Source organism: Acinetobacter bohemicus ANC 3994, assembly GCF_000367925.1.
Lineage (GTDB): Bacteria > Pseudomonadota > Gammaproteobacteria > Pseudomonadales > Moraxellaceae > Acinetobacter > Acinetobacter bohemicus.
This window is the reverse complement of the sequence record NZ_KB849165.1, coordinates 67,846-93,392: the sequence shown is the minus strand read 5'-3', so window position 1 is coordinate 93,392 and position 25,547 is coordinate 67,846. Positions and strand designations below refer to the sequence as shown.

The 25,547-nt window shown below is 40.4% G+C and carries 24 protein-coding genes and 3 pseudogenes; 19 read left to right on the top strand and 8 right to left on the bottom strand.

Annotation, left to right across the window (positions count from 1 at the left end):
* Window positions 1–14: 14 nt before the first annotated feature.
* The 6 genes from F994_RS06035 to F994_RS06010 all read right to left on the bottom strand — a co-directional run bounded on the left by F994_RS06035 (window position 15) and on the right by F994_RS06010 (window position 5,727).
* On the bottom strand, window positions 15–1,208 hold the full coding sequence (locus tag F994_RS06035) for an MFS transporter (protein WP_004649300.1): 1,194 nt from the start codon (window positions 1,206–1,208) through the stop codon (window positions 15–17).
* A gap of 121 nt (window positions 1,209–1,329) precedes the next feature.
* Window positions 1,330–2,472 carry an FAD-dependent monooxygenase gene (locus F994_RS06030; protein ID WP_004649299.1) on the bottom strand — a complete coding sequence of 381 codons (1,143 nt, stop codon included), beginning with the start codon at window positions 2,470–2,472 and terminating at the stop codon, window positions 1,330–1,332.
* A 17-nt stretch (window positions 2,473–2,489) separates the two neighbouring features.
* A complete protein-coding gene (locus F994_RS06025) occupies window positions 2,490–3,323 on the bottom strand; it encodes an alpha/beta fold hydrolase (RefSeq protein WP_004649298.1) in 834 nt (277 codons plus the stop codon).
* 39 nt (window positions 3,324–3,362) lie between these two features.
* Window positions 3,363–3,791 carry a lipocalin-like domain-containing protein gene (locus F994_RS06020; protein ID WP_004649297.1) on the bottom strand — a complete coding sequence of 143 codons (429 nt, stop codon included), beginning with the start codon at window positions 3,789–3,791 and terminating at the stop codon, window positions 3,363–3,365.
* Window positions 3,792–3,806: 15 nt separating this feature from the next.
* Window positions 3,807–4,724, bottom strand: a complete 918-nt coding sequence (locus F994_RS06015; protein WP_004649296.1) for an alpha/beta fold hydrolase — start codon at window positions 4,722–4,724, stop codon at window positions 3,807–3,809.
* A gap of 28 nt (window positions 4,725–4,752) precedes the next feature.
* Complete coding sequence (locus F994_RS06010) at window positions 4,753–5,727, bottom strand: VOC family protein (RefSeq protein WP_004649295.1); 975 nt, start codon at window positions 5,725–5,727, stop codon at window positions 4,753–4,755.
* A gap of 196 nt (window positions 5,728–5,923) precedes the next feature.
* Here F994_RS06010 and F994_RS06005 point away from each other — a divergent pair, with 196 nt between their 5' ends.
* The 14 genes from F994_RS06005 to dmpG all read left to right on the top strand — a co-directional run bounded on the left by F994_RS06005 (window position 5,924) and on the right by dmpG (window position 19,665).
* On the top strand, window positions 5,924–6,730 hold the full coding sequence (locus tag F994_RS06005; RefSeq protein WP_004649294.1) for an alpha/beta fold hydrolase: 807 nt from the start codon (window positions 5,924–5,926) through the stop codon (window positions 6,728–6,730).
* A gap of 30 nt (window positions 6,731–6,760) precedes the next feature.
* On the top strand, window positions 6,761–7,990 hold the full coding sequence (locus F994_RS06000) for an NAD(P)/FAD-dependent oxidoreductase (RefSeq protein WP_004649293.1): 1,230 nt from the start codon (window positions 6,761–6,763) through the stop codon (window positions 7,988–7,990).
* A 90-nt stretch (window positions 7,991–8,080) separates the two neighbouring features.
* Window positions 8,081–9,001, top strand: a complete 921-nt coding sequence (locus F994_RS05995; protein ID WP_004649292.1) for a LysR family transcriptional regulator — start codon at window positions 8,081–8,083, stop codon at window positions 8,999–9,001.
* Between the two features lie 105 nt (window positions 9,002–9,106).
* Window positions 9,107–10,108, top strand: a complete 1,002-nt coding sequence (locus tag F994_RS05990) for an ornithine cyclodeaminase family protein (RefSeq protein ID WP_004649291.1) — start codon at window positions 9,107–9,109, stop codon at window positions 10,106–10,108.
* A 49-nt stretch (window positions 10,109–10,157) separates the two neighbouring features.
* On the top strand, window positions 10,158–11,177 hold the full coding sequence (locus tag F994_RS05985) for a dihydrodipicolinate synthase family protein (RefSeq protein ID WP_004649289.1): 1,020 nt from the start codon (window positions 10,158–10,160) through the stop codon (window positions 11,175–11,177).
* A gap of 11 nt (window positions 11,178–11,188) precedes the next feature.
* Window positions 11,189–12,682: an NAD-dependent succinate-semialdehyde dehydrogenase gene (locus tag F994_RS05980; protein WP_004649288.1), complete on the top strand. Its 1,494-nt coding sequence runs from the start codon at window positions 11,189–11,191 to the stop codon at window positions 12,680–12,682.
* 169 nt (window positions 12,683–12,851) lie between these two features.
* A complete protein-coding gene (locus tag F994_RS05975; protein ID WP_004649287.1) occupies window positions 12,852–13,796 on the top strand; it encodes a VOC family protein in 945 nt (314 codons plus the stop codon).
* 140 nt (window positions 13,797–13,936) lie between these two features.
* The gene (locus tag F994_RS05970; RefSeq protein WP_004649286.1) at window positions 13,937–15,364 is read left to right on the top strand and encodes an aromatic ring-hydroxylating oxygenase subunit alpha; all 1,428 of its coding nucleotides are present in this window, start codon (window positions 13,937–13,939) and stop codon (window positions 15,362–15,364) included.
* The gene (locus F994_RS05965) at window positions 15,364–15,861 is read left to right on the top strand and encodes an aromatic-ring-hydroxylating dioxygenase subunit beta (protein WP_004649285.1); all 498 of its coding nucleotides are present in this window, start codon (window positions 15,364–15,366) and stop codon (window positions 15,859–15,861) included. The genes F994_RS05970 and F994_RS05965 overlap by 1 nt, the downstream gene beginning before the upstream one ends.
* 44 nt (window positions 15,862–15,905) lie before the next feature.
* On the top strand, window positions 15,906–16,124 hold the full coding sequence (locus tag F994_RS05960) for a ferredoxin (RefSeq protein WP_004649284.1): 219 nt from the start codon (window positions 15,906–15,908) through the stop codon (window positions 16,122–16,124).
* Window positions 16,125–16,140: 16 nt separating this feature from the next.
* Entirely contained in the window at window positions 16,141–16,680 is a 540-nt protein-coding gene (locus F994_RS05955) for a VOC family protein (RefSeq protein WP_004649283.1), read from the top strand.
* A gap of 189 nt (window positions 16,681–16,869) precedes the next feature.
* Window positions 16,870–17,661 carry a fumarylacetoacetate hydrolase family protein gene (locus F994_RS05950; protein WP_004649282.1) on the top strand — a complete coding sequence of 264 codons (792 nt, stop codon included), beginning with the start codon at window positions 16,870–16,872 and terminating at the stop codon, window positions 17,659–17,661.
* A gap of 19 nt (window positions 17,662–17,680) precedes the next feature.
* Window positions 17,681–18,622, top strand: coding sequence for an acetaldehyde dehydrogenase (acetylating) (locus F994_RS05945; protein WP_004649281.1), 942 nt, complete (start codon window positions 17,681–17,683; stop codon window positions 18,620–18,622).
* Between the two features lie 11 nt (window positions 18,623–18,633).
* Window positions 18,634–19,665 carry a 4-hydroxy-2-oxovalerate aldolase gene (gene dmpG, locus F994_RS05940; protein WP_004649280.1) on the top strand — a complete coding sequence of 344 codons (1,032 nt, stop codon included), beginning with the start codon at window positions 18,634–18,636 and terminating at the stop codon, window positions 19,663–19,665.
* A gap of 526 nt (window positions 19,666–20,191) precedes the next feature.
* On the opposite strand, the gene F994_RS05935 is transcribed toward dmpG, so the two are convergent.
* The gene (locus F994_RS05935; protein WP_004649279.1) at window positions 20,192–20,428 is read right to left on the bottom strand and encodes a VF530 family protein; all 237 of its coding nucleotides are present in this window, start codon (window positions 20,426–20,428) and stop codon (window positions 20,192–20,194) included.
* Between the two features lie 449 nt (window positions 20,429–20,877).
* Here F994_RS05935 and F994_RS17380 point away from each other — a divergent pair.
* Window positions 20,878–21,021, top strand: a pseudogene (locus F994_RS17380) (ISNCY family transposase); the annotation flags it as partial.
* Between the two features lie 43 nt (window positions 21,022–21,064).
* On the opposite strand, the gene nudC reads toward F994_RS17380, so the two are convergent.
* Window positions 21,065–21,838 (bottom strand): NAD(+) diphosphatase, encoded by a 774-nt coding sequence (nudC, locus tag F994_RS05925; protein WP_004649276.1) that lies wholly within the window; start codon window positions 21,836–21,838, stop codon window positions 21,065–21,067.
* Window positions 21,839–22,225: 387 nt separating this feature from the next.
* Between nudC and F994_RS05920 the strand changes: the two are divergent.
* The 4 genes and pseudogenes from F994_RS05920 to F994_RS05910 all read left to right on the top strand — a co-directional run.
* Window positions 22,226–22,528, top strand: a pseudogene (locus tag F994_RS05920) (cryptochrome/photolyase family protein); the annotation flags it as partial.
* Window positions 22,529–22,584: 56 nt separating this feature from the next.
* Window positions 22,585–23,529, top strand: a pseudogene (locus F994_RS17580) (IS481 family transposase); the annotation flags it as partial.
* Window positions 23,515–24,828, top strand: a complete 1,314-nt coding sequence (locus F994_RS17995) for a Hint domain-containing protein (protein ID WP_322740052.1) — start codon at window positions 23,515–23,517, stop codon at window positions 24,826–24,828. The pseudogene F994_RS17580 and the gene F994_RS17995, both read left to right, overlap by 15 nt.
* Window positions 24,819–25,520, top strand: coding sequence for an IS1 family transposase (locus F994_RS05910; protein WP_004649235.1), 702 nt, complete (start codon window positions 24,819–24,821; stop codon window positions 25,518–25,520). Before F994_RS17995 ends, F994_RS05910 begins: the two co-directional genes overlap by 10 nt.
* Window positions 25,521–25,547: the final 27 nt, after the last annotated feature.

Sequence of the window (25,547 nt, the reverse complement as noted above, 5' to 3'; positions counted from 1 at the left end):
AAAGAATTTATGGGTTAAGCAAAGGGAACAGGCTCATCTTTAATCACTGATTTAGGAAGTGCTGTACCAGACAATACCGCTTTACGCGTTTGGCTAAATAAATAAACTTGTGCAGCAACTGCTACACAACAGGCATAACCAATCGCTTCAAAACTAATAAATTTAACCAGTGTTCCACTAATAAAGGGTGCAATTGCAGCACCAACCATCAGCATGGCAGGTGTACCTGCGACTGCACGGCCTGTCGGGTCTAAACGTGCCAATAAGCCGAATGCAAAGGTATGAACAAACAAAATTGTAAATGCCATGAAAGGTCCTGCAAGTGCAAAGACCATATAGTTATGCGTATGTGTCGTGAGTAATGAAAAAATGGCTTGAAAAATAGGACCAAAAGCAATAATGGCCGTTACACTGACACGGTTTTGTAAAAGGGCGGCTAAAGGTGCAGGAAAAATAGTCACTATTCCGTAAATGACCAATGCCATAGTCACCATATCTCGTGTAAATCCACGTTCTAAACCGATACGTTCATAGAAACTTAAAGTCATGGCTTGGGTCATAGCAAGTAACGCGACACCCACCATACAAAACCAGACTGGGCGACCTAAAGGAGGAAGATTCTTGATATTTTCATAATTATCAAAATCAACAGTACGAGTGGGTTTAGGAAAAAAGAGTAAACAGGCAAGTGTTGCAGCGAGCATGACACCAGCTAAAATAAAAAACATGGTACTTCCACCAAATTTTTCAATTAAACCCGGGGTTCCACCTAGAAATAGCACACCAAAAATACCAATGGCTAAACCCGCAATACCAAATATACGATGTGGATTGACAGCATGCCCCATGGTGCCATGAGTCACACTTAAGGCAGTACCCGCTGCAATTCCTCCTGCAAAATGTAAGCCTGCAAGAATAGGAAAACTGGTATTCATTCCCGAGATAATAAATGCCAAGCCAGCCAGACCAAAGCCAAAAATGGCTGCAAACTTGACATGAATACGATTAAAACGTGGTGCAAAAAATATACTTGCACCCGCTGCGCCAATTAAAAATAAGGTTGCAAGACCACCTGCCTGTTGGGGGTCAAAATGATAATGAGCAATTAACGTTCCTACCCAAACAGGTAGAGCAACCAAATCGACCATACCTGCACAATGGGCAACCATCAGTGCGAAAATACCACGTTTACTTTCAATTTTTGTCATTCTAATCTCCTATGGCAGTTGCCATATGTCCTTTAAGTGAATGAATTAATTCACTATCCTTCTGCTATTTTTTCCTTAAATAGCAATTTTTGTTGTGACCATTCAAAACAAAAAGAAGCGATTAAATTGCTTCTTTTAGAATATTGAGGGCTTTTTCAACCACAGCGGTTTGTTGTTCAACTGGAGCACGTTGTTGCTCTAAACGACCAATTTCCATTGAGCTTTGAACCACAAGGCGACAGCGGTTTTCACGGCGATGCATAAATTCAGCAAATGCTTTTTCGACATTACTTTCTTTTTGGAAAATCTCCGCCAGTACTAAAGCATCTTCAATACCCATACCTGCACCAGAGGCAAGTTGTGGAGTGGTTGGATGAGCTGAATCACCGATAAGTAAAACTTTTCCAACATACCAAGGGCCGGGAAGATCAAAACATTCCAATGGACGAAAATTAATGTGAGGGTTGTCTTTTTCAGTTAAGGATTCACGAATCTCTGCCAAAATGCCGTCATAACCTTCAAGCAGTTGTTTTAAAGTTTTGTAATTGTCTTCAGGTTCTTGCCAACGTTGTGGGCAACGCTCCAGTAAAAACATATACATATGATCTTTAGACACAGGGGTGAAGCCAACTTTGACAGGCCCGCCTAAGAAATAAGTACGACGTTCAACTGATTCAGGACGTTTTAAAAATAAACGCCAGCAGCTTTGACCAGTATATTCAGCTTTAGGTGCATCGGGAAATAAAAGCTGACGTGTTTTCGACAGCACACCATCTGAACCCAAAACAAAATCATAACGATCTGTAGTGCCATCACTGAATGTAACTGTTACGCTATCATCATCTTGTTCAAAGGCATCTGCGGTTAAACCTAAACGCATTTTTACGCCAGCATCTTCAACATGTTTATGCATGATCGAATGCATAGTAGGGCGCATGATGCCACCACTACCCGCAGTATCTGCACCTTCAAGCATGGGGGTAGGTAAAATACGTAATGGATTGCCTTGTGGGTCGCAAACCTGAATACCATCGCCGACATAGGCTTGATTGGTTACTTCGTCATAAACACCAAGCTGTTTTAATGCACGCAGGGTTGGGCCAGTAATGGTCAGACCTGCACCAAGTGCACCCCAATTGGGATTAATATCAATAATATCGATTTCAATGCCAATACGAGAAAGGGTAATGGCAGATGCCATGCCCGCAGTTCCCGCACCAATAATCAAGGCTCTTTTTCCTTGAGCAGCAGAATTTTGAGTCATAGTAAATATTCCTTTGTTTATTGATCTTTTAAGAAATTGGCAACCAATTGAGTAAATGATTTGGCATGTTCGATTTGAGTCCAATGCCCACATTGGCTATAAATATGCAGTTGTGAATTTTCAATCCAATTCAACATGGTGAGTGAGGTTGAAAGCGGAATAACTTGGTCATCTCGTCCATGCACCATCAGTGTGGGTTGTTGAATGCTGCGAATATCTGCTTCAGGATGTGACATCGCTTCAACCCAACGCTGACGCGGTGCAGGGAACATACGTTCATAGGCAGCACGGGTATCTTCTTTGGTACTGGCGATGTAGCGCATTTGTACCAATTCATCACCGACCAGTTTTTGGTTGTAAGCGAAAATTTTCATAATCGCCTGCATATTTTCAAACGATGGTGTGTAACCCCAAACTGCATCAAGTCCTTTCGTCAATTCAAATGGCACACCCACGCTACCCATAAGAACCAATTTATTTACCCGTTCAGGATGATGAATGGCCAATGCAAGTGCCATAGAACCACCAAAAGAGTTACCAATGACATTGACTTTCTCTAGACCAATCGCATCAAGGAAATCGATAATTTGTTTGAGCCAGTTTTCACGACTAAACTGCATATTTTCAGGGAATTGGCTATAACCAAAACCTGCCAAATCAGGTGCGATTAAACGGTATTGGTCTTGCAGTGACTGAATGGTTAAACGCCAGTTTGCCCAAGCGCTGACACCTGGACCTGAACCGTGTAACAGTAAAATAGGTTCACCGGTTCCGACATCATGATAATTGGTGACAATGTCACCACACTGAATGCTTTTGCCCATTTCAGGATTATTGATCATGCTATTCATATTCATTCCTTAGAAATTTTCTGATTCACAAAAATGGGATTAACCACGTTTCCACAACAACAATGCCGTGCGTGCCTCTGAGGTATTTTCCTCAAGACGTGCGGTTAAACTGAGCAAGCCTTGTTCATCAAATTTGAAAATGCGCTGTTGTTGTCCACCAATCCAGTTAGGAAACAAGCTTAAATCGACAAAATGGGTTACCGTATGGTCGGTAACGCTATAACGACCTGCATACGACATCATGCTGTTATACGCACCCGCTTTTTCAGCATCGCTGGCATTCCATTGACCGCCCGTGGTGAAACTTTCACGATTTGGTCGGCTGATCATGCAACTCATAAAGCCATCTTCAGTGTATTGAATGATGCCTTGAGGACCTTCACCCATTGGATAAACACGGCGACCATCGTCATAATTCTGTTCAAAAGTCACGAGTTCCCAACGACCTGCTAAATTTTGTACTGACATTTTTCTTTCCTAATTTCAATTTGCTACATAATTTTGTTCAATGCTTTTACCCAATAAAAATTGGGTCACAATTTCATTGTGTATAGGCGCACTTTCGAACTGTGCCCAATGACCTGTATCTTCTGCACAATAAAATTGACCATTCTGAACTTGCTGAGCAATATGTTTCCCAAGTGCGGGTGGGGTACGGTTCGCATCCCCCCAGTACACTAAAGTCGGTTGGCGAATTTTTTTCGCTAGCTCATCCGTAATGATGTGTTTTTGAATAGTTGAGCCAGATAAGTACTCGGTAATAAAAAGCTTTTGAACTTCTGCCAAGTCAGGTTGTTGATACAAAGCTTGACGTACTTGAATGGCTTCATCGGTCAAATGCTCTGGTTGTGCCAAAATTCTGCTCATACGAGTTCTGACATTTTCAAAGCTGGGTTGTTCCAACACTTCAATTGAGCTTGGCACATTGGCTGCCCAATTCGGCTCCACAAAACCGTCAATGGCATTTGCATCGGGACGGTAGCCCATAGTCGTGGTTAAGACCAAACGATCAACACGTTCAGGATGTTGAATAGCGAGCTGCATTGCGACCCAACCGCCCAAGGACTGACCTTCCACATGAGCAGAAGTCAAACCCAGTTGATCCATGACATCAATAATTTGATCAACCAAAACGGGAATAATCTCAGGATTATAATTTTCCGTTTGTGAACGACCGTGCCATAAAAAATCCAGCGCAATAACATGGAAGTGTTCAGCCAGTGCGCTAATATTGCGGGCATAATTTTCTAAATGACCACCCGTGCCATGCAATAAAATCAGGGTTGGGGCATCTTGATTACCCGCTTCAAGAATACGTGTTTTGTATTTGCCTTGAAGAATCCGTGTTTGTGTAGCCAGTAATTGCACCCAATATGGAGCATCTTTGATTTGTGCATTCATTTTAAAATCCTTTTCTCAGTGCACATGCTTAGCTTTTTAGTTCTTCAGCTTTACTTTGAGAAATAGGACCTTTTAGCGTGCCATCAGATTTTTCCAGACCGAATGTCCATTCAGAGAAAATATGCGCTTCAGCTGCAAAATCGGTGGATTCCCATTCTTCAGTCACAATATCTTCATCTGCTGCATATTCCCAAGCACCGCCAAATGGCGTGAGGAAATACCAAAAACATGCCGATGACACACGATGACGGCCTGGGCCAGCAAAGGTTTTCCAGCCTTGAGCATCAATAAATTGCCCACCGCCAATCACTTCATGGATATCACGAACTTTAAAGGCCAAATGATTGAAACGTGTGCCCGGTTGTTTGCCATTCATAAAGAATATATGATGATGATTACCTTCTACGGAACAACGTAAAAACACACCACGATCGGCATAGCGGTCTGAGACAATAAAACCAAGACGATCTGTATAGAACTGAATCGCTTCACCGGCATTATCTACACCAATGGCAAGATGACTAATTTCATGCGGAGCAGCCTTTTTATACATTGGCGCACGGCTATTTAAGCGTTTTGGCTGCCCCGGTGCATTGAACTGTGTCACTGCATAAGGAACGGTTTGACGTTGTGCAATTCGGAAGGCTAAGTGGATGCCTAAATCATCCTGACAATGCAATACGCCATTTTCTAATAAAACTTCACGGTCTGTAGATAACTCAGCGACTAAGGCTTCAATGCCTGCTGTACTTTTCACTCCCCAAGTCACTTCGCACATACCGCTAGTGTTACCAATCGGGGTACGGTCAGGACGTGTAGTATCGACTAATACAATTTCAATCTGTGAACCATCAACAGCAACAAACAAATGACTGTCTTCTTGGTCGGCTTCGACTTCAGTTAAGCCCCAATCATTTGCAAAACGTAATCCATCTGTTAAATTTTCAACAGCAAATTTGATTCGTTCAATTCCTGTTAGTTGGAAAGCACTATTTTGTCCCATGTCAACACTCCATATCAGTGAACAATTTATTTATTGTCCTCACTTTACGAAGCATTGAATTGTGAATACAGCATCTAACTCATAAATCAGCTATTCAATAATTAGATATCTGCTTTAGATTTTCAAAACTAGCAGCACCTACACATTTTCCATAAGGTAGTCGATATAAACCGACATTTATGGAGTAGGTACCGACATGACGTCACTACCTCAATTTAATTATCAAGTGATTGGCCCTGAAACTGCCCCAGTTCTGACCTTTATTCCCGGAATTGGCAATGATCTGCATTTTTGGGAAAAACATGCTCAACTGATGTCTAGCAACTTTCGAGTAATCACTTTCGATCCTTGGGGGCATAATCACAGTCCTTTACCGCCAGAATCCTGTTCTTTCTTCCGTATTTTAGAAGGTGTGATACAGCTCTGGAATCATTTGGGGGTAGAGCAAAGTGATGTCGTGGGCCTAGGTTTTGGTGGTTCTGTGTCACTGGCACTCGGTTTGTATTTTCCTGAACGAGTGAAACGCATTGTGGCGTGCTGCTGTCGACCTCGACAGCCCGATAATCGCCATGCTTTTTGGCGGCAGCGTCTTGATATCGCCCGCCGAGACGGATTAAAAGACTTAGGGGAGATCACTGTGGATCGTTGGTTGAGTTCTGAATTCCGTCAAACTCATCCCAAAGTAGATCAACAATTACGAGACATGATTCATCGGACGACAGTTGAAGGCTATTGTGCCTATGTCGAAGCATTTATTGAAATGGATTTTAGCCAGCAACTTGGGCAGATTAAGCAACCGACATTATTACTGGCTGCGGAACATGATCATGGCGGTGGACCAGTTGAAGATATGCAAGCAATGGCCGCGCGTATGCCGAATGCTGAAATTGCGGTGATTCAGGGTAGTGGGCATATTTGTAATTTTGAAGCCCCTGAGCAAGTCAGCCAGTATTTAACTCAATTTTTAAATCAACCCTCTTTAGATGCTGCCTTATTGGTATAAATAAAAAGATACATTTTCAAGGAGATGAAAGTGAATAAACAACGCGTCATTATTATTGGTGGTGGCCATGCCGGCTGTAGCTGTGCTAAAGCGCTTCGACAAGAAAACTTTAATGGTGAAATCATTCTGATCAGCAATGAATCTGAATTACCTTATCACCGTCCGCCGCTCTCAAAAAGCTTTATTAAAGATGAAGAACTGATGGATCAAGCCAAGCTTTATCTACAGCCTGAAGCATTTTATGAAAAATATCGTATTGATCTGCGCATGAACACCACGGTCAGCGAGATTGATACCGAACTTAAAGCAGTCAAACTCTATCATGGTGAAACCCTGCATTATGATGACTTGGTTTTAGCTATGGGCACCCGAGCGCGTCCTTTACCTTTGTCTGGGGTAGAGTTGGACGGGGTCATGAATTTACGTACGGCAAATGATGCACGTAAAATTCGTGAACATTTAAAAAGGAGTCAACACGTGGTGATTGTGGGCGGTGGATTTATTGGGTTGGAATTAGCCTCTACAGCACGTCATTTGGGTAAAAATGTCACGGTGTTAGAAAATATGCACCGCATATTAGGTCGTGCTGTAGCTCCAATTATTTCTGATTATGTCACCTTGGTTCATCGTTCAAATGGCATTCGAGTTGAATTAGATACTTATATCTCTGAAATTTTGGGTGAAGATGGACATGTGAAATCTGTTGTTTGTGATCGTGGGGTAATTCCTGCCGATTTGGTTTTGGTCGGCGTGGGTGCATTGCCTAATTCCGAATTGGCTGAACAAGCAGGGATTTACTGTGAAAACGGGATTGTGGTCGATGAAGGTATGTGTACCTCAGCCAAGCATGTTTTTGCGATTGGTGACTGTGCCAACCATGAAAACCCATTTGCTGGTAATCGACATATTCGTTTGGAATCTGTGCAGAACGCCAATGACCAAGCGTTGATTGTGGCAAAAAACCTGATGAATCAAAAAGCCAGTTATCATACTGTACCGTGGTTTTGGACGGATCAAGGCGATGTGCGTTTACAAATGACGGGTTTATCTTTTGATACCAATGATTATGTAGTGCGCGGAGATATTGAAACAGGACGTTTTTCAGTATTCCACTATGCTGACAATCGTTTGGTTGCAATAGATTCAGTTAATCAACCTGTAGATCATATGATCGCTCGGAAACTTCTTGAAGCTAGAATTTCCCCAGAAAAAGCTAAAATTGCTGACATTCGGACTAATCTGAAAACTTTATTAAGTTAATTTGTGCTAAAAATTAGCTATTAAGTTTAAAGACGATCTCACTGAGCATCTTCATGTTTAGTGAGATCGGTGTTTATAGGGATATACACCATGCAATCCATCCTTGATTCAAAATGGCTGATCTTTATCAAAGTCGCTGAATTGGGTAGTTTATCTAAAGCGGCAAATAGCTTTAATGTACCTCAATCGATGATTAGTCGTCATATCGCTCAACTGGAAGAGCAATGTGGTGCACGTTTATTTAATCGTACTGGTCGTGGGGTCGTACTCACTGAACTTGGCATGCAGTTATTACCAAGGATTCAACAACTTGCCAGCGATGCCTCAATTCTTGCCGATGATATTCGTACTTTCGGTGGTGAGCCGATGGGTGAGGTACGGGTGGGGTTATTGCCGTTTTTGGTGCATCAACTTTCTGGCGCTTTATATTCTTATATACGACAAAACCACCCCAAAATTGAATTGCATTTGAGTGAGGGGGCGAGTGTTCAACTTGAAGAACTTATCTCGGAAGGCCGTACAGATATGGCATTAATACTTCGAGAAGGTGAGGTGGTATCTACCGAAGAAGTTGTGATTGCCGAATTTGGGCTAATGTTAGTGGGGCAACATAATGATCCGTTGGTACAACAACCGACCATTAAACTTAAAGATATTCAAGATTTACCACTCATTGTTCCATCAAGACCTCATCCGCTTAGGGCACGACTGGAAAATTTAGCACGGGCTTATGGCTATAAGTTTAATTGTGTCATAGAAGCGGACTCTAACCGTTTACAACATGAGCTTGTTGTAGCAGGCGGTGGCTATGCAATTACTTCGGGGTTATTCCAGTCAGATCGAGGTTCAAAACTATTACAATCCTCATTAATTGTAGAGCCTGAACTCCCACGGAGTATTGTGCTGAGTCACACTGTGCGCCGTCCGCATACACGTGCAACGCGTGTTGTACAACGTTGGTTAGAAAAAGAAGCGCCGCTTATACTTAAACGAATGGTAGATGATAGATAAGCTCAAGCTATCCATTTAAGAGATATCTGATTTTCGATTTCAACTCTAGCTCCGACTCCTCCTAATCAGTAGATTGTAAAAATAACGCTGAAAAGGAGTTCGGATGTGAACAACTCACACCACACCACGATTTTTATTAATGATGAGAATGTTGGCCGCTTGGCTAACTGGTCTGATGTCATTACGGCTTTGACCGAGGCTTATGCTCAACCTGTTACTGCGACTATGGTGCCACCACGTACCATGGCGCGAGGTGAAGGTTTTTGGTTGCGTAGCCTTTGTGCTGTTTCACCTTCTAAAGAGTATATGGGCTGTAAATTGATTGCAGCTAGCCCAAAAAATAAAAAAGCCAGTTATCTTATTTCACTGTTTGATCAAGAAACTATGCGTTTGGCTGCTTTGATTGATGGTAATCGTATTACCGACATTCGAACTGCCGCGAGTTCTGCTGTTGCAGTGAATGCCTTGGCTGCTCAAGATAAATTAGATATCGCCATTATTGGTTCAGGTGCTGTAGCACGTGGTCATTTACATGCTTTGAATGCAACTGGACGTGTACAACGTGTCCGAGTCTTTAGTCCAACCCAAGCCAATCGTGAAAAATTTGCTGAAACTTTTCAAAATTTGTATGACTTAGACATCTTGGCTGTTGCCAGTGCGGAAGAAGCCGTTGCGGGTGCCAATGTGGTGATCTGTGCATCACGTAGTAAAGATGAGTCTCCAGTATTCAATGCAGCTTGGCTAGAACCAGGTATGACCATTGTTTCAGTAAGTTCTACATTGCCAGAGCAACGTGAATTGGATGTAGAGACTATGCAACGTGCAACTTTAATTGTGGCTGATATGCCAGAAGAAGTATTGCATGAAACAGGTGATGCTTTAGCTGTTCAAGCCATTGGGGATGATCTTGCCAGTAAGACTGTGTCATTGGCTGACGTTGTTTCAAACAACATTACCGCACGAAAAAATCCAGAAGATATTCTGATCTATAAATCAGTGGGTTCAGCATTGCAGGACATAGTTACCGCTGAAATGCTGCTACGAAATGCCAAGCTTGAATCGTTATTTCAAGATATGCCTGAAAGCATTGTCACCATTGATCGATAATCAACATATTTAATTTTAAAGACAGACTCTACAAGAAAGGATATTTAACATGGCAAATTATAAGCGTGAAGACGCACGTGCTTGGGCAAAAGAATACTTAAAAGGCTGTTCATCTGTGACTATCCCAAGTTATAGCCAAGATTTAACCCGTTTAAATGAAAAAGGTATTCGTCACGATATTCAAAAAGTCATTGATCTTGGCTATAACTATACCTTGCTCTGTACTGAAGTCGCGATTACCCCTGAAGAAAATGCTCAGTTTACAGCTTGGGCAAAAGATCAAGCAGGCGACAAGCTTGGCTTATTCTTCCATGCAGGTTTTGGCACCCTCGAAGAAAATATCCATGCAGTAAAACTGGCTGAAAAAGCGGGTGCAGACATTGTTTTATTGTCTTATCCATCAAACTTTTGGCCAACTTCAGAACAAGAAATTTACGATTACACTAAAGCATTTTGTGATGCTACAGATCTTGCAGTGATGTTATTTGCAATTCCACTTTGGGGCTTTGAACGTGTTCATCCACAAGGTATGTCACCAGAGCTGATTCAGCGTTTAATTGATGATTGTCCAAACGTTGCATCGTTGAAAGCTGAACAAGGTTTTCCTCATATTGCGGGTTTAATTGACAGCTATGAACGTTTTAATGATCAAATTGTAGTGACGTGTCCAATTGAAAGTGATGTGATTCCATTATTACGTTACATGGATATGCAATTCTCAGGAACCAGTTATACGCAATGGATGGGTGATCATTTTCCAAAAACATTCGACAATGCACGCAAGGGAAATTTTGACGAAGCAATGAAATTGTATTGGCAAGCACAACCTGCACGTGGCGCAGTGGGTGCAGCAACAGGTGCATACATGCCAGGTTCAAATTATATTAACCGCGCACATTGGAAATATATGGATTGGTTAGCAGGTTTTAATGGTGGTCCACTTCGTGCACCAGTAGCACGTATTCCAGACCGTATGATGAAAGTTCTACGCCAAGGCTTAGTCGCTTCAGGTCTACCATGTACAGATGATCCAGATAGTCAATTCCTCGTTGGTCGTTTCCCTGAGTGAGGTGATGAATTATGAATAGTTTTGCAAGTCCAAATCCAGAAAATCTTTTAAAAGAGAAAACATTGTGGCGTACTGGTGCATTCATAAATGGGCAGTGGTTGAATGAAACCACTCATGGTAAATACAGCCTCAAAAATCCAGCGACGGGTGAAGTTCTAGTTGAACTTCCACGTTGCAAGGAAGAAGAAACTGAACTAGCGATTCAATCTGCACAAGCAGCATTTGAAAAATGGCGCAAAACCACAGCTAAACAGCGTTATGAAATTATTCATCGTTGGTATCAGTTGGTGGTAGAGCACAAAGAAGATTTAGCCACCTTAATTACGTTGGAAGAAGGCAAACCTTTGTCTGAAGCACGTGGTGAAATGGATTATGCATCTTCATTTTTACAATGGTTTGCTGAAGAAGCAAAACGAATCCGTGGTGATGTATTGCCTGCACCCAAAGATGGTCAGCGCATCGTCGTTTTGAAACAACCGATTGGTGTCTGTGCAGCCATTACACCGTGGAATTTTCCAGCAGCGATGATTACCCGTAAAGCAGGTCCTGCTTTAGCTGCGGGATGTACGATGGTGGTTAAACCAGCCAGTCAAACGCCATTAACAGCACTGGCTTTGGCTGAACTTGCCCGCCGTGCAGGTGTACCTGATGGTGTGTTCAGTGTACTTACAGGAAATGACACACGAATTATTGGTGGGATTTTAACCTCACACCCACTTATTCGTAAAATCACATTTACAGGTTCAACAGAGGTTGGACGTACTTTACTTGAGCAATCTGCATTAACCATTAAGAAATGTTCAATGGAATTGGGCGGCAATGCACCTTCTATTGTGTTTGATGATGCAGATTTAGAACGCGCCGTTGACGGTGTCATGGCATCTAAATTCCGTAATACAGGTCAAGCGTGTATCAGTGCCAATCGTATTTATGTACAAGATGGCATTTATGATGAGTTTTCAAAACGTTTAGCTGCAAAAGTTGCAACCTTAAAGGTTGGTAATGGTTTAGATGAAGGTATAGAGCAAGGTCCTTTAATTGACTTAAATGCAGTTGAAAAAGTCGAATCACACATTGCTGATGCTGTTCAACATGGTGCAACTGTCCTTTGTGGCGGTCAACGTAGCGACTTAGGTGGATTCTTCTTTCAACCGACAGTATTGGCGAATGTAACTGCTGAAATGGCTATTACCCAAGAAGAAACCTTTGGACCTATAGCACCTTTAATTCGTTTTAAAGATGATGGTGAGGTGATTTTTCAAGCGAATAATACTGATTTTGGCTTAGCTGCTTATTTATATAGCCAAAATGCAGCCCGCATCTGGAACACAGCTGAAGCTTTAGAGGCAGGCATGATTGGTATTAATACCGGACTGATTTCTAATGAAATTGCACCATTTGGTGGGGTAAAACAAAGCGGTTTAGGTCGTGAAGGCTCACATTATGGTATCGATGAATTTCTTGAAATAAAGTACATGTGCTGGGACGGATTGCTCACAGGCTAAGTCAATAGTCAATTAGCGGTATTCCTACTATTCGGATTAGTTTGGTTGCCTACACAATGGTGAACATCGAATAGTAGGTTTGGGAAGAAGCGAAGCTCTATTTTAATCATGGAATAGAACAAAAATATAGGATAGTGCAATCCGAGGATGGATTCACAGGAGTATGGATATGAATATTCTAGGTGTAGAAAAACTGATTTTTGGAGCAAATGATTTAGCTGCTTCCATTAAATTTGTAAAAGACTTTGGTTTAAAAGAAGCCCTGACTGAAGAGTCAGGTCACTACTTTGAAACTTTAGATGGATCGGGAATTTATATTGCAGCGACTGAAGATGAAAGTTTGCCGCAAAAGTCAGACTCCATCAGCCAGCTTCGTAAAATGATTTATGCAGTAAAAGACCAAGCGGCTTTAGATGCTGTGCATGCAGAATTAAGCAAAGATCGTCAAGTACTTGTACTGGCTGATGGCGCTTTAGAAAGTCATGATGACTCTGAAATCAGAATTGGTTTTCAAATTTCAAAACGCCGTGAGTTAAATCTGCCTGTAGAAAAAATTAATGCACCCGGTGCACCGCATCAACGATCTTACAATGAATTAGGCGTCAATCAAGATGCTGAAATTTACCCACGTACCATAGCCCATTTGGCTGTATTTGTACCAGATGTGGCGCAAGCTGAAAAATTTTATGTCGATCGTTTAGGCTTTCGTGTTAGTGACCGTTTAGGTGGAGGCCCTTTCTTGCGTGCAGGTGGCACCACAGATCATCATTCATTATTTTTAATTCAAGCACCTGCTCATATTAAAGGTGTAGAACATATTTCATTTCACTTGGCCGGTCCAAGTGAATTAATGCTTGCTGGCAACCGTTTTCAAAAATTAGGGCATCAAAGTTTCTGGGGACCTGGTCGTCACGGCTTGGGTTCAAACTGGTTTTGGTATTTTGATGGCCCATTAGGCTGCCGTTTTGAATATGACGCAGATATGGATCAACTCGATGAAAATTGGGTACCACGTGAATTGCCACTGCATGAAGATAATGCACAAGCTTATTTACTTGAATTTAAAGATAAAAATTGGGCCCCATTTAATGGTCCTGTGAAAAAAGCAAGCTAATCTTCTTAAAGGAAGATAAGGAAAAATAGCCACATAAGTGTGTTGGCGTAAATACAGGTTAGATAGGAGGCTCACTTGTATTACAGCTAGGTCACACCTATAGCGCCAAATACAAATGCTCTTATGGAGGAGATTTCCACATGTTTAAGTATATTCAAGTGTCATCAGGAACCGATGAAGAATATGTCGATCACTTATGTGACCGAGTAGAAGAAAGTATCAATCAAGGTTTTCTCCCAATTGATATTTTTAATGATGAAGCGGTGTTTCGTGCCGAAATGGAACGCATTTATACCCGTAACTGGATTTTCGTTGCACATGAAACTGAAATTCCTAATAAAGGGGATTTTGTTCTACGTCGCTTAGGTTTAGATAAAGTCATTGTGACGCGTGACAGTGAAGACAAAATTAATGTCTTACTCAATCATTGTCGTCATCGTGGTACGGAAGTGTGTCATACCGATCGTGGTAATGCATCTAGTTTCAAATGCCCATATCATGGTTGGGTTTATAAAAATAATGGCGATTGGATGGGTGCCCCGCATATGAAAGATGCATATGGCGGCAAACTTGATGCCAAAGAATGGGGCTTACTGCGTGCGGCTAAAGTTGAAAGCATTTATGGCTTTATTTTTGCGAGCCTAAATGCAGATGTTCCACCGCTACGTGAATATTTAGGTGACTCTTTGTGGGCACTTGATGCGATTTTCGGTATTCATCCAGATGGTGTCAAATTACTCAAAGAACCAGAACGTTTTCAAGTCAAAGCAGACTGGAAAAGTGGTGCAGAAAACTTCTGTGGTGATGCCTACCATGTGAGTACAGCCCATATGTCAGCTGCAGGTGCCGGTTTTATTCCAAGTGTGAATCAAGTGAGTACCCATGCATCTGGTTATGATTTTGGTCATGGCAACAGTTTTATTGGACACAATTTATCTGAAATGATTGGTGTGCCTTTACCAAATTGGGGTTATCCACCAGAGATTCAGGCACAGTTTGATTTAAGTCACCTTGATGAAACACAAATTAAAATGATTCGTGATGTGCCTCCTACTATTGGTACGATTTTCCCAAATTTTAGTTATATGCGTTTACCGCATCCGCCAGCACCGGGTGAAATGCCAATTCCATTTACCAATATTCGTATGTGGCAACCTGTATCACCTGGGGTGATGGAGCTTTGGAACTATGAGTTTGAATTTGCTTTCGTCCCTGATGAATATGCTGAAAAAGCTTATGCGGCTGGTCAGTATGCCTTTGGTTCAGGTGGGATTTTTGAAGCGGATGATACTGCTGTTTGGGAAGGCATTGCCAAAGGTGCACAAAGCCCATGGTTACGTAAAGAGCAAGTGAATTTGCACTATAGCCAAAAACAAACGGGTAAAGATCCAAGTTGGACGGGTCCCGGTGAATTCCATCCATCAATTTATGGCGAATATTGTCAAATTGAATTTTGGCGACGTTGGTTGAAAGAAATGCGTGATGGTAAAAAAGTTGCAGTGAAGTGCAGTGCTGACCCAGAAGTACAAGCTGAATTAAATGCAGAACCAGAAAAAGGAGTTGCCTAATGGATTACGCTTCTCGTGAACAGATTCACCATTTTTTATCCAATGAAGCCTTGCTACTAGATGAACGCCGCTTCGATGAATGGTTTGCTTTGTTAGATGATGAAATTGTCTATGAAGTGCCGTTACGTATTGGTATGAATAATTATAAAGATGAATTCCCGGGCGATGCTTATCGTATCTTGGATAAAAAAGCCCACATCAAAACTCGTATTGATCGCTTAGCAACAGGACAGGCTTGGGCTGAAGTTCCACCATCTCGTACTTTAAGACTGATTGGCAGCATCATGATTGAAGCAACTGAACAAGCGGATGTAGTCACTGTGCATAGTGCCTCAATCATGTACCGGCAACGTGGACATGATGAAGCGGGTGATATTATTCCTTACCGTCGCGTAGATACCTTAAAAATTACAGCAGAAGGGATACGTTTACTGAAGCGTAAAGCCATTTTGACTGATGCTGTCTTAAGAACTCCGAACTTAGGCGTATTTTTATAAGTTTTTAGTCATTGATGACACCCGTATTTAAAGGATGAAAGCGCATGAGCGATAAAAAAATTGAAGTAATTTTAGACACAAAACAATGTCAAGGTTATGGTATGTGTTTGATGTCTGAAGATATTTTTGAAATACCACAAGGCAGTCAAGTCGCAACCTTAAAACAACATTTGGTTGATTTTTCACGGGAAGATGAAATCCACGAATTAGTGGGTGCTTGCCCAGCTCAGGCCATTAGCTTCCGTATTTTGGAAAACGTATAATAGGATTGGAATAAATATGCAAAATTCAATTAACAGTATTTTAAGTAAACGTTTTGACCAAATTTGCTTTGTCGTTGAAGACTTACAGCAAGCGATGGATTTTTTTACTCAAACCAATGGCGTAGAAGTATGGAATGTTGCTGAAGGTTTATCTCAAAGCCAAACCGAAAAAGAATATTTTGGTGAACCCGGTGATTTTCAGTTTAGCTGTGCTTATGGTTTTGCAGGCGAAACCTTAATTGAACTGGCACGCCATGATGGTGGGCGCAGTGTGTATAAAGATTGGTTGGATGAAAAAGGCAAGGGGCCGCATCATATTGGTTTTCGTCAAAAAGATGCAGATGAATATGCTCTCGCAGAAAAGCATTATCAAGATTTAGGTATTAAAAAAGCCATGGCCGGTTTTTTTGAAGGGCCTTTCGGTAACTGTCGTTGGGCTTATTTTGATACGCGTGAACAGTTAGGCTGCTATACCGAACTGTACTATGTTGATGGTGAGTTAAATGACCGTATGGCAGAACTCAAAAGCGGTAAAAATGTGAGTATTACCGACTAAAAATCTATTCAGATCCAATACATAGTCTTGTAGGCATTGTACTTAAGTACTTTACCTACAAGATAAAAATTAAAAATTTAGACAACACGTTTAATGGCATCAATTAAGCGCAGAGCCTCTTCATCTCTCGATTTAAGTTTTTTGAATTTTGCACTATGGAATCAATATCAGATGTAAGGATTTTATCACATGTCAAATCAAAACATTGAAACAGTCGCTCTGGCATTAAAACAAGCGGAAATTTCACGACGTGCAATACCACCTATTCGTACCCAACTTGGCGGAGATCAAGCGGATGTAGATGCTGCATACGCAGTACAAGAAACAAACACTCAGAATGCACTTGCACAAGGTCGACGTCTGGTTGGTCGGAAAATCGGTTTGACATCCAAAGTGGTGCAAACCCAATTAGGGGTTGACCAACCAGATTTCGGGATGTTGTTTGCAGATATGGCTTTTGGTGATGGTGAAGAAATTCCGGCAAATCTACTGATTCAACCCAAAATTGAAGCAGAAATTGCTTTAGTGATTAAGCACGATTTAAACAAAGTAAAACATACTTTTGCTGACATCATTAGTGCGACGGATTATGCGTTGGCGGCAATTGAAATTGTAGATAGCCGTATTGAAAACTGGAAGATATCACTGATTGATACCGTTGCGGACAATGCTTCATCTGCTGCTTTTGTGTTGGGTTCACGTCCAGTCCAACTGGAAAATCTTGATTTAGTGAACTGCAAAATGCGCATGACCCGAGACAACGAAGTCGTATCACAAGGTGTTGGTAAAGCTTGTTTAGCCAACCCATTAAATGCTGCGGTATGGCTGGCAGATGAAATGATGCTTCGTGGTCGTCCATTATTGGCGGGTGACATCATTTTGACTGGAGCATTAGGACCAATGGTGGTTGCAAATCCCGGTGATGAATTTGTCGTTGAAATTGAGGGGTTTGACCCAGTAACAGCAGTATTTGCGCAATAATCTGCAAAAAGGAAAAATAATGTCAAAAATTAAATGTGCAATTATCGGTTCGGGCAATATTGGTACTGACCTGATGATTAAAATCATGCGTAATTCTCAATTTCTGGAAATGGGTGCAATGGTTGGTGTCGATCCCAATTCAGATGGTTTAGCACGTGCCGCGCGTTTTGGTTTTGAAACCACTGCGGAAAGTATTGAAGGTTTACTCAAACTACCCAATTTTAAAGAGATTAAGATAGTATTTGATGCGACTTCAGCAGGGGCACATCAGCATCATAATGCTGTGCTACAGCAATATGGTATACAAGTCATTGACTTAACTCCTGCTGCGATTGGTCCTTATGTTATTCCAGTGGTCAACCTAGATGAACACATGAATGCACCAAATATCAATATGGTGACTTGTGGTGGACAAGCGACTATTCCTATGGTGCATGCGGTATCGCGGGTTGCCAAAGTTCATTACGCAGAAATTATTGCTTCTATTGCAAGTAAGTCTGCTGGTCCCGGCACACGTGCCAATATTGATGAATTCACTGAAACTACCTCTAAAGCCATTGAAGAGGTAGGTGGGGCAGAAAAAGGTAAAGCGATTATCATTATGAATCCGGCAGAGCCGCCACTGATCATGCGTGACACCGTATATTGCCTTGCTGAAGTGGGCGCAGACCAAGAAGCCATCCGACAATCAGTAAAAGAGATGGCGGATGCAGTACAGGCGTATGTACCGGGTTATCGTTTAAAACAAGAAGTGCAATTTGAAGAATTTAATGTAGATCGACCTTTAAATATCCCAGGTTTAGGCAAATTACCGGGCTTAAAAGTATCCGTTTTTCTGGAAGTAGAAGGTGCTGCGCATTATCTACCGGCTTATGCAGGCAACCTAGATATCATGACCAGTGCTGCTTTAGCTGCCGCAGAACGGTTTGCTGAAACCCATCTGACTCAAAAAATTGCGTAAGGAGAATCGAAATGTTTGATCAAGAAAGAAAAATCTATGTGTCAGATGTGACTTTACGTGATGGTATGCATGCGATTCGTCACCAATATTCACTCGATCAAGTGCGTCAGATTGCTCGTGCTTTGGATGAAGCGGGCGTAGACAGTATTGAAGTTGCTCATGGCGATGGTTTACAAGGTTCAAGCTTCAACTATGGTTTTGGAGCACATACCGATTTAGAGTGGATTGAAGCAGTAGCCAGCGAAGTGAAAAATGCCAAAGTGGCGACGCTTTTATTGCCAGGTATTGGTACGGTGCATGACCTAAAAGCCGCTTATGATGCTGGAGCGCGTGTAGTACGCGTGGCAACCCATTGTACAGAAGCCGATGTATCAAAACAGCATATTGAATATGCTCGATCACTCGGGATGGATACAGTGGGCTTCCTAATGATGAGTCACATGAATACACCTGAAGGTTTGGCGCAGCAAGGAAAACTGATGGAAAGTTATGGCGCACAATGTATTTATGTAGTCGATTCTGGCGGTGCTATGAATATGTATGATATTGCTGAGCGTTTTAAAGCCATGAAAGATCTACTTGATCCAGCTACAGAAACAGGTATGCATGCTCATCATAACTTAAGCTTAGGTGTGGCAAATAGTATTGTCGCATTAGAACATGGTTGTAATCGAATCGATGCCAGTTTAACGGGAATGGGGGCAGGGGCAGGTAATGCGCCGCTTGAAGTATTTATTGCAGCAGTTGAGCGTATGGGACTAAAGCATGGTTGTGACGTTAAATGTTTGATTGATGCGGCTGAAGATATTGTTCGTCCATTACAAGAAAGACCAGTGCGTGTTGACCGTGAAACCCTAGCACTGGGTTATGCAGGCGTATATTCAAGCTTCTTACGTCATACTGAAACCGCCGCAGAAAAATATGGTTTGTCTGCTTTTGATATTTTAGTGGAGCTTGGCAAAAGACGTATGGTCGGTGGACAAGAAGATATGATTATTGATGTCGCGCTAAATATGCTGAAGTTAAAAGAGCTACAAATCTAAGTTTGGTACATTGAGGCTCAAAGCTTGAGCCTCAATTTTTTTTATTTAGTGCTTCCTTTTATGCTGTAAACCTTAAATGCCATAAAAGGAAGTTTTTGCATTTGAAAGTAGATTTAAAATGGAATTCCGCAACTTATATAAACTATCTTATAAGCGTAATTTAAATGCAGTCAAAGAAAATGGGCTTTACTTACAATACGTAGAAAAACAGGACTTTCATATTTGTTCTGAATAATTTAACTTATGTTCACCTAGAATCTAGTTCACAATTAAATTTATATTTAATAAACAATAAATTTAATTACTTAGAGCACTAAAGTGATAACTTATAAAATATTTGGTTCATGAACCTAGCTATGAATACATATTTTCCTACTAAAAAGGTCTTAAGAATAAACTAAATTTGTCTAGGAAAGTGGTGGCAGTCCACCACTAATTAAAAGATGTCTACAAAATCGGTGGCTATTCAATAAGTGTAGTTTACTATTTGGCATAAAATATTATGCTGAGGCTAGGGTTTTGATAGCTACGATTTCTGTTTAGCTTTTTGGCGTAAGACATACAAATATAAGCTTTCTACTTTTTCACGTGCCCATGGTGTGGTACGTAAGAATCGCAATGATGATTTAACACTTGGATCTATGCAAAAACATCTAATTTCAATTTTACGATTTAAGCCTTCAAAGCCACCGTAGTAATCCAATAATTCATCCAAAATGTCAGCAAGTTTTTTGCCGTGTAAAGGGTCATTGGGGGTGTTCATAATAGATCAATCATATTTTGGGAGGCCATTATTATAACCTGAGCTAGTGGGAAAATGAGAGGGTTGGAATTTAAACTTAATTAACATAGAAAATTACAGCTTATCTTCCTATTTACAACAGTGCTGATGCATAAAATATTTCAAATAATTAATAATTCAAAGAAAGCTTCTTAATAAATGTACGGAATTTATGATTTAAATCCGCGATTTATTAAATTTTTCTTAGTAAAAGAAATTAATTATGCTAACATTTTACTGTAGCAATTGTGCATTATGCTACCGTTAAAAAGCTACAAGAAAACGGCCCCTTTCAGGTACGCAATATTTAACATAATCAATATTATACGAAATCAGCATGTTAGAACCCATTTAAAGTGTCTATATTCTAACCAATAAAAATGTCTAGTTTATGATGGTTTTTATCACCATGGACTGGATATAAAATATAGATGCTGATCACTATGTCTGATAAAGAAATACAACGTCTTGCTGTACTGCAAGACGTTCGAGATCATCGTATTACCCAAGTCCGTGCTGCTGAAATCCTGAGTCTTTCCACCCGTCAAATTACCCGGTTACTCATCAACTTAAATTAATTGATTTAAATCAACTGTTAGAATTTAAAAAGTTCATACATTAAAGCCACTCTTTAGTGTCATCTGCGATCCGACTACCATGAATTACATGCATAATCATGGAATAAGCAATACTTCCTTTAAAGGGAATCTCAGGCAACTGGTCAAATTTGAAAAATTGAGCATCACTGAGTTCTTTTTCTTGGATTTTAATTTCACCAGCTTGATATTCGGCTTTAAATGCAAGCATTAAATTACTTGGAAAAGGCCATGGTTGGCTTGCCATGTACTGAATATTTTTAAGTTGTATACCCACTTCTTCGAGCGTTTCACGACGTACTGCTTCTTCTAACGTTTCTCCAACCTCAACAAAACCAGCAATTAAACTGTACATTTGTGTTTTATTTCGGGCATTTTTTGCCAGTAGAATTTCATCTGTGCCACGGGTGATTATTGTAATTACACAGGGATTTACTCTAGGGTATTGATTATACCCACAGGCAGAACAAAACATAGCATATTGAGTCGCATGTTGAATGGTTTGATGCCCACAATGACTACAAAACTGATGATTACGACGCCATTCTAACAGTTGAATTGCACGACTCGCTTGCTCAAATTGTTGCTTATTCCAAAATTGCAATAATTGGCGAATTGGAACAAGTTGATAACCTTGAGGAATAGGTTCATTTTCATCAAGATCCCGTGCAATTACTTCACTATCTGAATAGAGACTTAAATCATTTTGAAATTTTTCTACTCGAGGCAATTCAAAATCTTGGTCAACTAAAAGCTGTTGTTGCCTAAAAATATAAGCTATCGAGAGATCAATCATTAAAAACACCTTGATTAAAAAAAATCCCATACAGGGGTATGGGACAAACTAAGGAAGCGTGCATAGAGTAAATTTACAAAAAAATTTTATGCGGTTCACAATGTAATTTCAACCATAATAATTTGTATCTTTTTGATTAAAATCACAAAATTTTCACATAAGTTATGCATCACCTACAACAAAGCGGATCTAGCTTTGATACGGCCTTATCCTTCCAGAATTGTCATATAGTATTATTAATGCACTAATAATAATCATTTTTAAAAGCATCTGTATGAATAAACAGAATGTTATAGATACATTGGTGTTTTCGGCATCTATCTTCACAAAAAATTGATATAAGTACTTTTAAACTACACTTTATATCCACCTCATGTTCAGTCTCTTATGCATTTTGGTTTAATTTTAGGTGATCAACTTCATCATCAGCTGGCAACACTAAAATATTTAGACCGTTCAGAAGATGTAATTTTAATGGCAGAAGTACTCGAAGAAAGTACATATGTGGCGCATCATCCTCAAAAAATCGCCCTGATTTTTAGTGCAATGCGTCACTTTGCCAAAGAACTAAAAGCACAGGGCTGGAGGGTGCGATACCATGCTTTCAACCGTAACAGCGAAATTAAGAAACTAATTCATTTTGTTCAGGCACAGCATCAGCTACTACCTGCCACAGCGCTGATCATTACCTGTTTAGTCCCAGATTTTAATGGTGCAATATTCTTAGATAAATGGAAGGAAGCTCTATGGGACAAGTTTTACACAGCAGCGCCACAACGACACAGGCAGTGCGTCGAGCAATACAAAATAGTCAAGAAAGCTTAAGAGCGCTAGCCAAGCGTTACGGCATCAATCAAAAGACCGTCGCAAAATGGAAGAAACGCACTTCAGTAGATGATCTTACAACCGGGCCAAAGAATCCTTGCTCAAGCGTGTTATCGCCTGAAGATGAGGCGGCAATTGTTGCTTTTCGAAAACGCACTTTGTTGCCGCTAGACGATTGTCTTTATGCATTACAGCCAAGTATTCCTTATTTGACACGCTCGTCCTTACACCGCTGCTTGCAGCGGCATGGTATTTCACGACTGCCTGAGGTACAAGGTGATCGCCCTGTCAGGAAGCGCTTCAAGAGCTACCCCATCGGTTACTTTCATATCGACATCGCTGAGATGCAAACAGCACAGGGCAAGCTTTATCTCTTCGTTGCCATTGATCGAACTTCCAAGTTCGCATTCACTGAGTTGCATACTAAAGCCGGTAAGATGGCAGCCGCGCAGTTCCTGCGCAATTTAGTTAAGGCTGTACCCTATAGAATCCATACGGTGCTGACAGATAACGGCATCCAGTTCACAAACCGCACATGTGATCGCTACGCATCTGAGCACATCTTTGATCGGGTTTGTACTGAATGTGGCATTGAACATCGTCTTACCAAGGTCAAGCACCCATGGACCAATGGACAAGTCGAACGGATGAACCGAACGATTAAAGAAGCTACTGTCAAACGGTTTCATTACGATGATCACACTCAGCTATGTACTCACCTTGCTGATTTTATTGCTGCATACAACTTCGGTCGCAGACTCAAAACACTCAGGGGCCTGACTCCCTACGAATTCATCTGTAAACAATGGACAAATGAACCTGAACTTTTTAAGATTGATCCGATCCATCAAATGCCGGGACTAAACACAATTTCAGGGAAAGAAATAGAAATTCCTAAAACACAAACGATGCTATCAAAAGATGTAACACAGTGGTTAGTAAGTCAATCTGCAGAAATGAAAGCAATAGTAGATAAAATTAAAAAGGCTAATCCTTCACTATCTTCTGAGGATTTAGCACATATTGCTGTCAATGTACGTAATGCTTTTGTCAATGCTGCACGTCAGTCTATTGGGGATATAAAAGTATTTACCAATTTAGAATTAAATAAACCACTTTGGGATTATCGTTACAAAGAAGCGGAATTAGCACAACAAGGCTATAGTGGTGATGCACTCAATAAAAAAATGATTGATGATGCATTTGATGGAGACTTACTTGCGAAAGAAACAACTTATGTTGGATGTTTCGTTGCAGGAACATTAGTTCATACTGATAAGGGGCTTGTACCAATCCAAAATATTCAGGTTGGCGATATGGTTTTATCTAGCCCTGAGCAAGGAAATGGGTCAATTCGTGAGTATAAACGAGTAATTAGTACCTTTAAGGCTGAATCAGAAGAAATTTATGAGCTAGTTATTCGCAAACGTATTTATCCAGAAGATGAGGATGATATTTGTCATGATATATATGAAATGATTTATTTAACAGGAGGACATCCTATCTATGTAGAAAATAGTGTGTTTATTGAGGGGTGGGATAGTGAAAGTGATATTGATCAAATTAATGCTCGAAGTGGTAGTTGGCAAGCTGCAAGAGATTTAAAAATATATGATCAGGTGATTGTATCTAGTCCAAAGAATGGCGATGAAGTAGGTTATGAAGTTGTAAGTATTGCACCTGTACAAGATGTTAATCGTGATTATGGCTTTGTTAATGCTGCTAATATGGATGATAATAAGCTATTTGATACAATAATATACTTTGATGAAGAAGGTTATAATATCGTAGGGGGTGATATAAAAGGAGGTAAAAAAAATAAAAGGGATTATTTTGTTGGTAACTATTGTCATGCAAACTATTCAGATCATTCTTTAATAATTAGAGACTTTAGAGAGAATTATGAGAATGTTATGGCCAATGTAGGGGGGCAGATATTAAATATTCCAACAATATGCAGAGCTGTTTATAATTTTGAAGTCGAAGACCATCATAGCTATTTTGTTGGTGAACAGGGTTTATGGGTACATAATACTGGAGAGTGTGGTGGTTATGAATTAGTTCCAGCTAAGAAATTAATTCAAGATACAGAATTTGGTGGTGTTTCAAAAAGTATGCTGAAAAAAAGCAGGTTAGATTTTGATAAAATAGGGAAATGCGAATAACTCTAGAAATCAAATGTCCAACCTGCCTCAGTGAGAGTATAAAGAAAAATGGCATCAAGGTAGATGGGAAACAAAACTATCAGTGCAAAGACTGTAAACGTCAGTTTATTGGTGACCATGCACTCAGCTATCAAGGGTGTAATTCAGGTATTACTCGTAAAATATTACAGTTAATGGTCAGAGGCAACGGTATACGAGATATTGCTGAAGTTGAGCGTATCAGTATCGGTAAAGTTTTACGCACTTTAAGTGAATCAACATATCAAATTCAGCCTAAACAAAGTTATTACGAATCTATCGAAGTGGATGAATTCTGGACTTTTGTAGGAAATAAAAATAATAAACAATGGCTTATTTACGCCTACCATCGAGAAACAGGTGAGATTATTGCTTATGTTTGGGGTAAAAGAGATTTAGCTACAGTCCAACTGCTGAAGGCAAAGCTTAAACAATTAGGTGTTCACTACACTCGAATTGCAAGTGATCATTGGGACAGTTTCATCACTGCTTTTAAAAACTGCAAGCAAAGTATTGGTAAGTTTTTTACTGTGGGTATTGAAGGCAATAATTGTAAAATAAGGCATCGAATTAGGCGTGGCTTTAGAAAAAGCTGTAATTTTTCGAAAAAGCTTGAAAACCATTTTAAAGCCTTCGACTTAACCTTCTTTTATATCAATAATGGCTTCATTTAATGTCAGCATACTTTTTTAAACACCACC

What these genes read in the sequence shown, in the direction of transcription:
- F994_RS06035 (WP_004649300.1), bottom strand. Translation starts at nt 1,208, where the DNA reads ATGACAAAAATTGAAAGTAAACGTGGTATTTTCGCACTGATGGTTGCC.
- F994_RS06030 (WP_004649299.1), bottom strand. Translation starts at nt 2,472, where the DNA reads ATGACTCAAAATTCTGCTGCTCAAGGAAAAAGAGCCTTGATTATTGGT.
- F994_RS06025 (WP_004649298.1), bottom strand. Translation starts at nt 3,323, where the DNA reads ATGAATAGCATGATCAATAATCCTGAAATGGGCAAAAGCATTCAGTGT.
- F994_RS06020 (WP_004649297.1), bottom strand. Translation starts at nt 3,791, where the DNA reads ATGTCAGTACAAAATTTAGCAGGTCGTTGGGAACTCGTGACTTTTGAA.
- F994_RS06015 (WP_004649296.1), bottom strand. Translation starts at nt 4,724, where the DNA reads ATGAATGCACAAATCAAAGATGCTCCATATTGGGTGCAATTACTGGCT.
- F994_RS06010 (WP_004649295.1), bottom strand. Translation starts at nt 5,727, where the DNA reads ATGGGACAAAATAGTGCTTTCCAACTAACAGGAATTGAACGAATCAAA.
- F994_RS06005 (WP_004649294.1), top strand. Translation starts at nt 5,924, where the DNA reads ATGACGTCACTACCTCAATTTAATTATCAAGTGATTGGCCCTGAAACT.
- F994_RS05995 (WP_004649292.1), top strand. Translation starts at nt 8,081, where the DNA reads ATGCAATCCATCCTTGATTCAAAATGGCTGATCTTTATCAAAGTCGCT.
- F994_RS05985 (WP_004649289.1), top strand. Translation starts at nt 10,158, where the DNA reads ATGGCAAATTATAAGCGTGAAGACGCACGTGCTTGGGCAAAAGAATAC.
- F994_RS05980 (WP_004649288.1), top strand. Translation starts at nt 11,189, where the DNA reads ATGAATAGTTTTGCAAGTCCAAATCCAGAAAATCTTTTAAAAGAGAAA.
- F994_RS05975 (WP_004649287.1), top strand. Translation starts at nt 12,852, where the DNA reads ATGAATATTCTAGGTGTAGAAAAACTGATTTTTGGAGCAAATGATTTA.
- F994_RS05970 (WP_004649286.1), top strand. Translation starts at nt 13,937, where the DNA reads ATGTTTAAGTATATTCAAGTGTCATCAGGAACCGATGAAGAATATGTC.
- F994_RS05965 (WP_004649285.1), top strand. Translation starts at nt 15,364, where the DNA reads ATGGATTACGCTTCTCGTGAACAGATTCACCATTTTTTATCCAATGAA.
- F994_RS05960 (WP_004649284.1), top strand. Translation starts at nt 15,906, where the DNA reads ATGAGCGATAAAAAAATTGAAGTAATTTTAGACACAAAACAATGTCAA.
- F994_RS05955 (WP_004649283.1), top strand. Translation starts at nt 16,141, where the DNA reads ATGCAAAATTCAATTAACAGTATTTTAAGTAAACGTTTTGACCAAATT.
- F994_RS05950 (WP_004649282.1), top strand. Translation starts at nt 16,870, where the DNA reads ATGTCAAATCAAAACATTGAAACAGTCGCTCTGGCATTAAAACAAGCG.
- F994_RS05945 (WP_004649281.1), top strand. Translation starts at nt 17,681, where the DNA reads ATGTCAAAAATTAAATGTGCAATTATCGGTTCGGGCAATATTGGTACT.
- dmpG (WP_004649280.1), top strand. Translation starts at nt 18,634, where the DNA reads ATGTTTGATCAAGAAAGAAAAATCTATGTGTCAGATGTGACTTTACGT.
- F994_RS05935 (WP_004649279.1), bottom strand. Translation starts at nt 20,428, where the DNA reads ATGAACACCCCCAATGACCCTTTACACGGCAAAAAACTTGCTGACATT.
- nudC (WP_004649276.1), bottom strand. Translation starts at nt 21,838, where the DNA reads ATGATTGATCTCTCGATAGCTTATATTTTTAGGCAACAACAGCTTTTA.
- F994_RS17995 (WP_322740052.1), top strand. Translation starts at nt 23,515, where the DNA reads ATGCCGGGACTAAACACAATTTCAGGGAAAGAAATAGAAATTCCTAAA.
- F994_RS05910 (WP_004649235.1), top strand. Translation starts at nt 24,819, where the DNA reads ATGCGAATAACTCTAGAAATCAAATGTCCAACCTGCCTCAGTGAGAGT.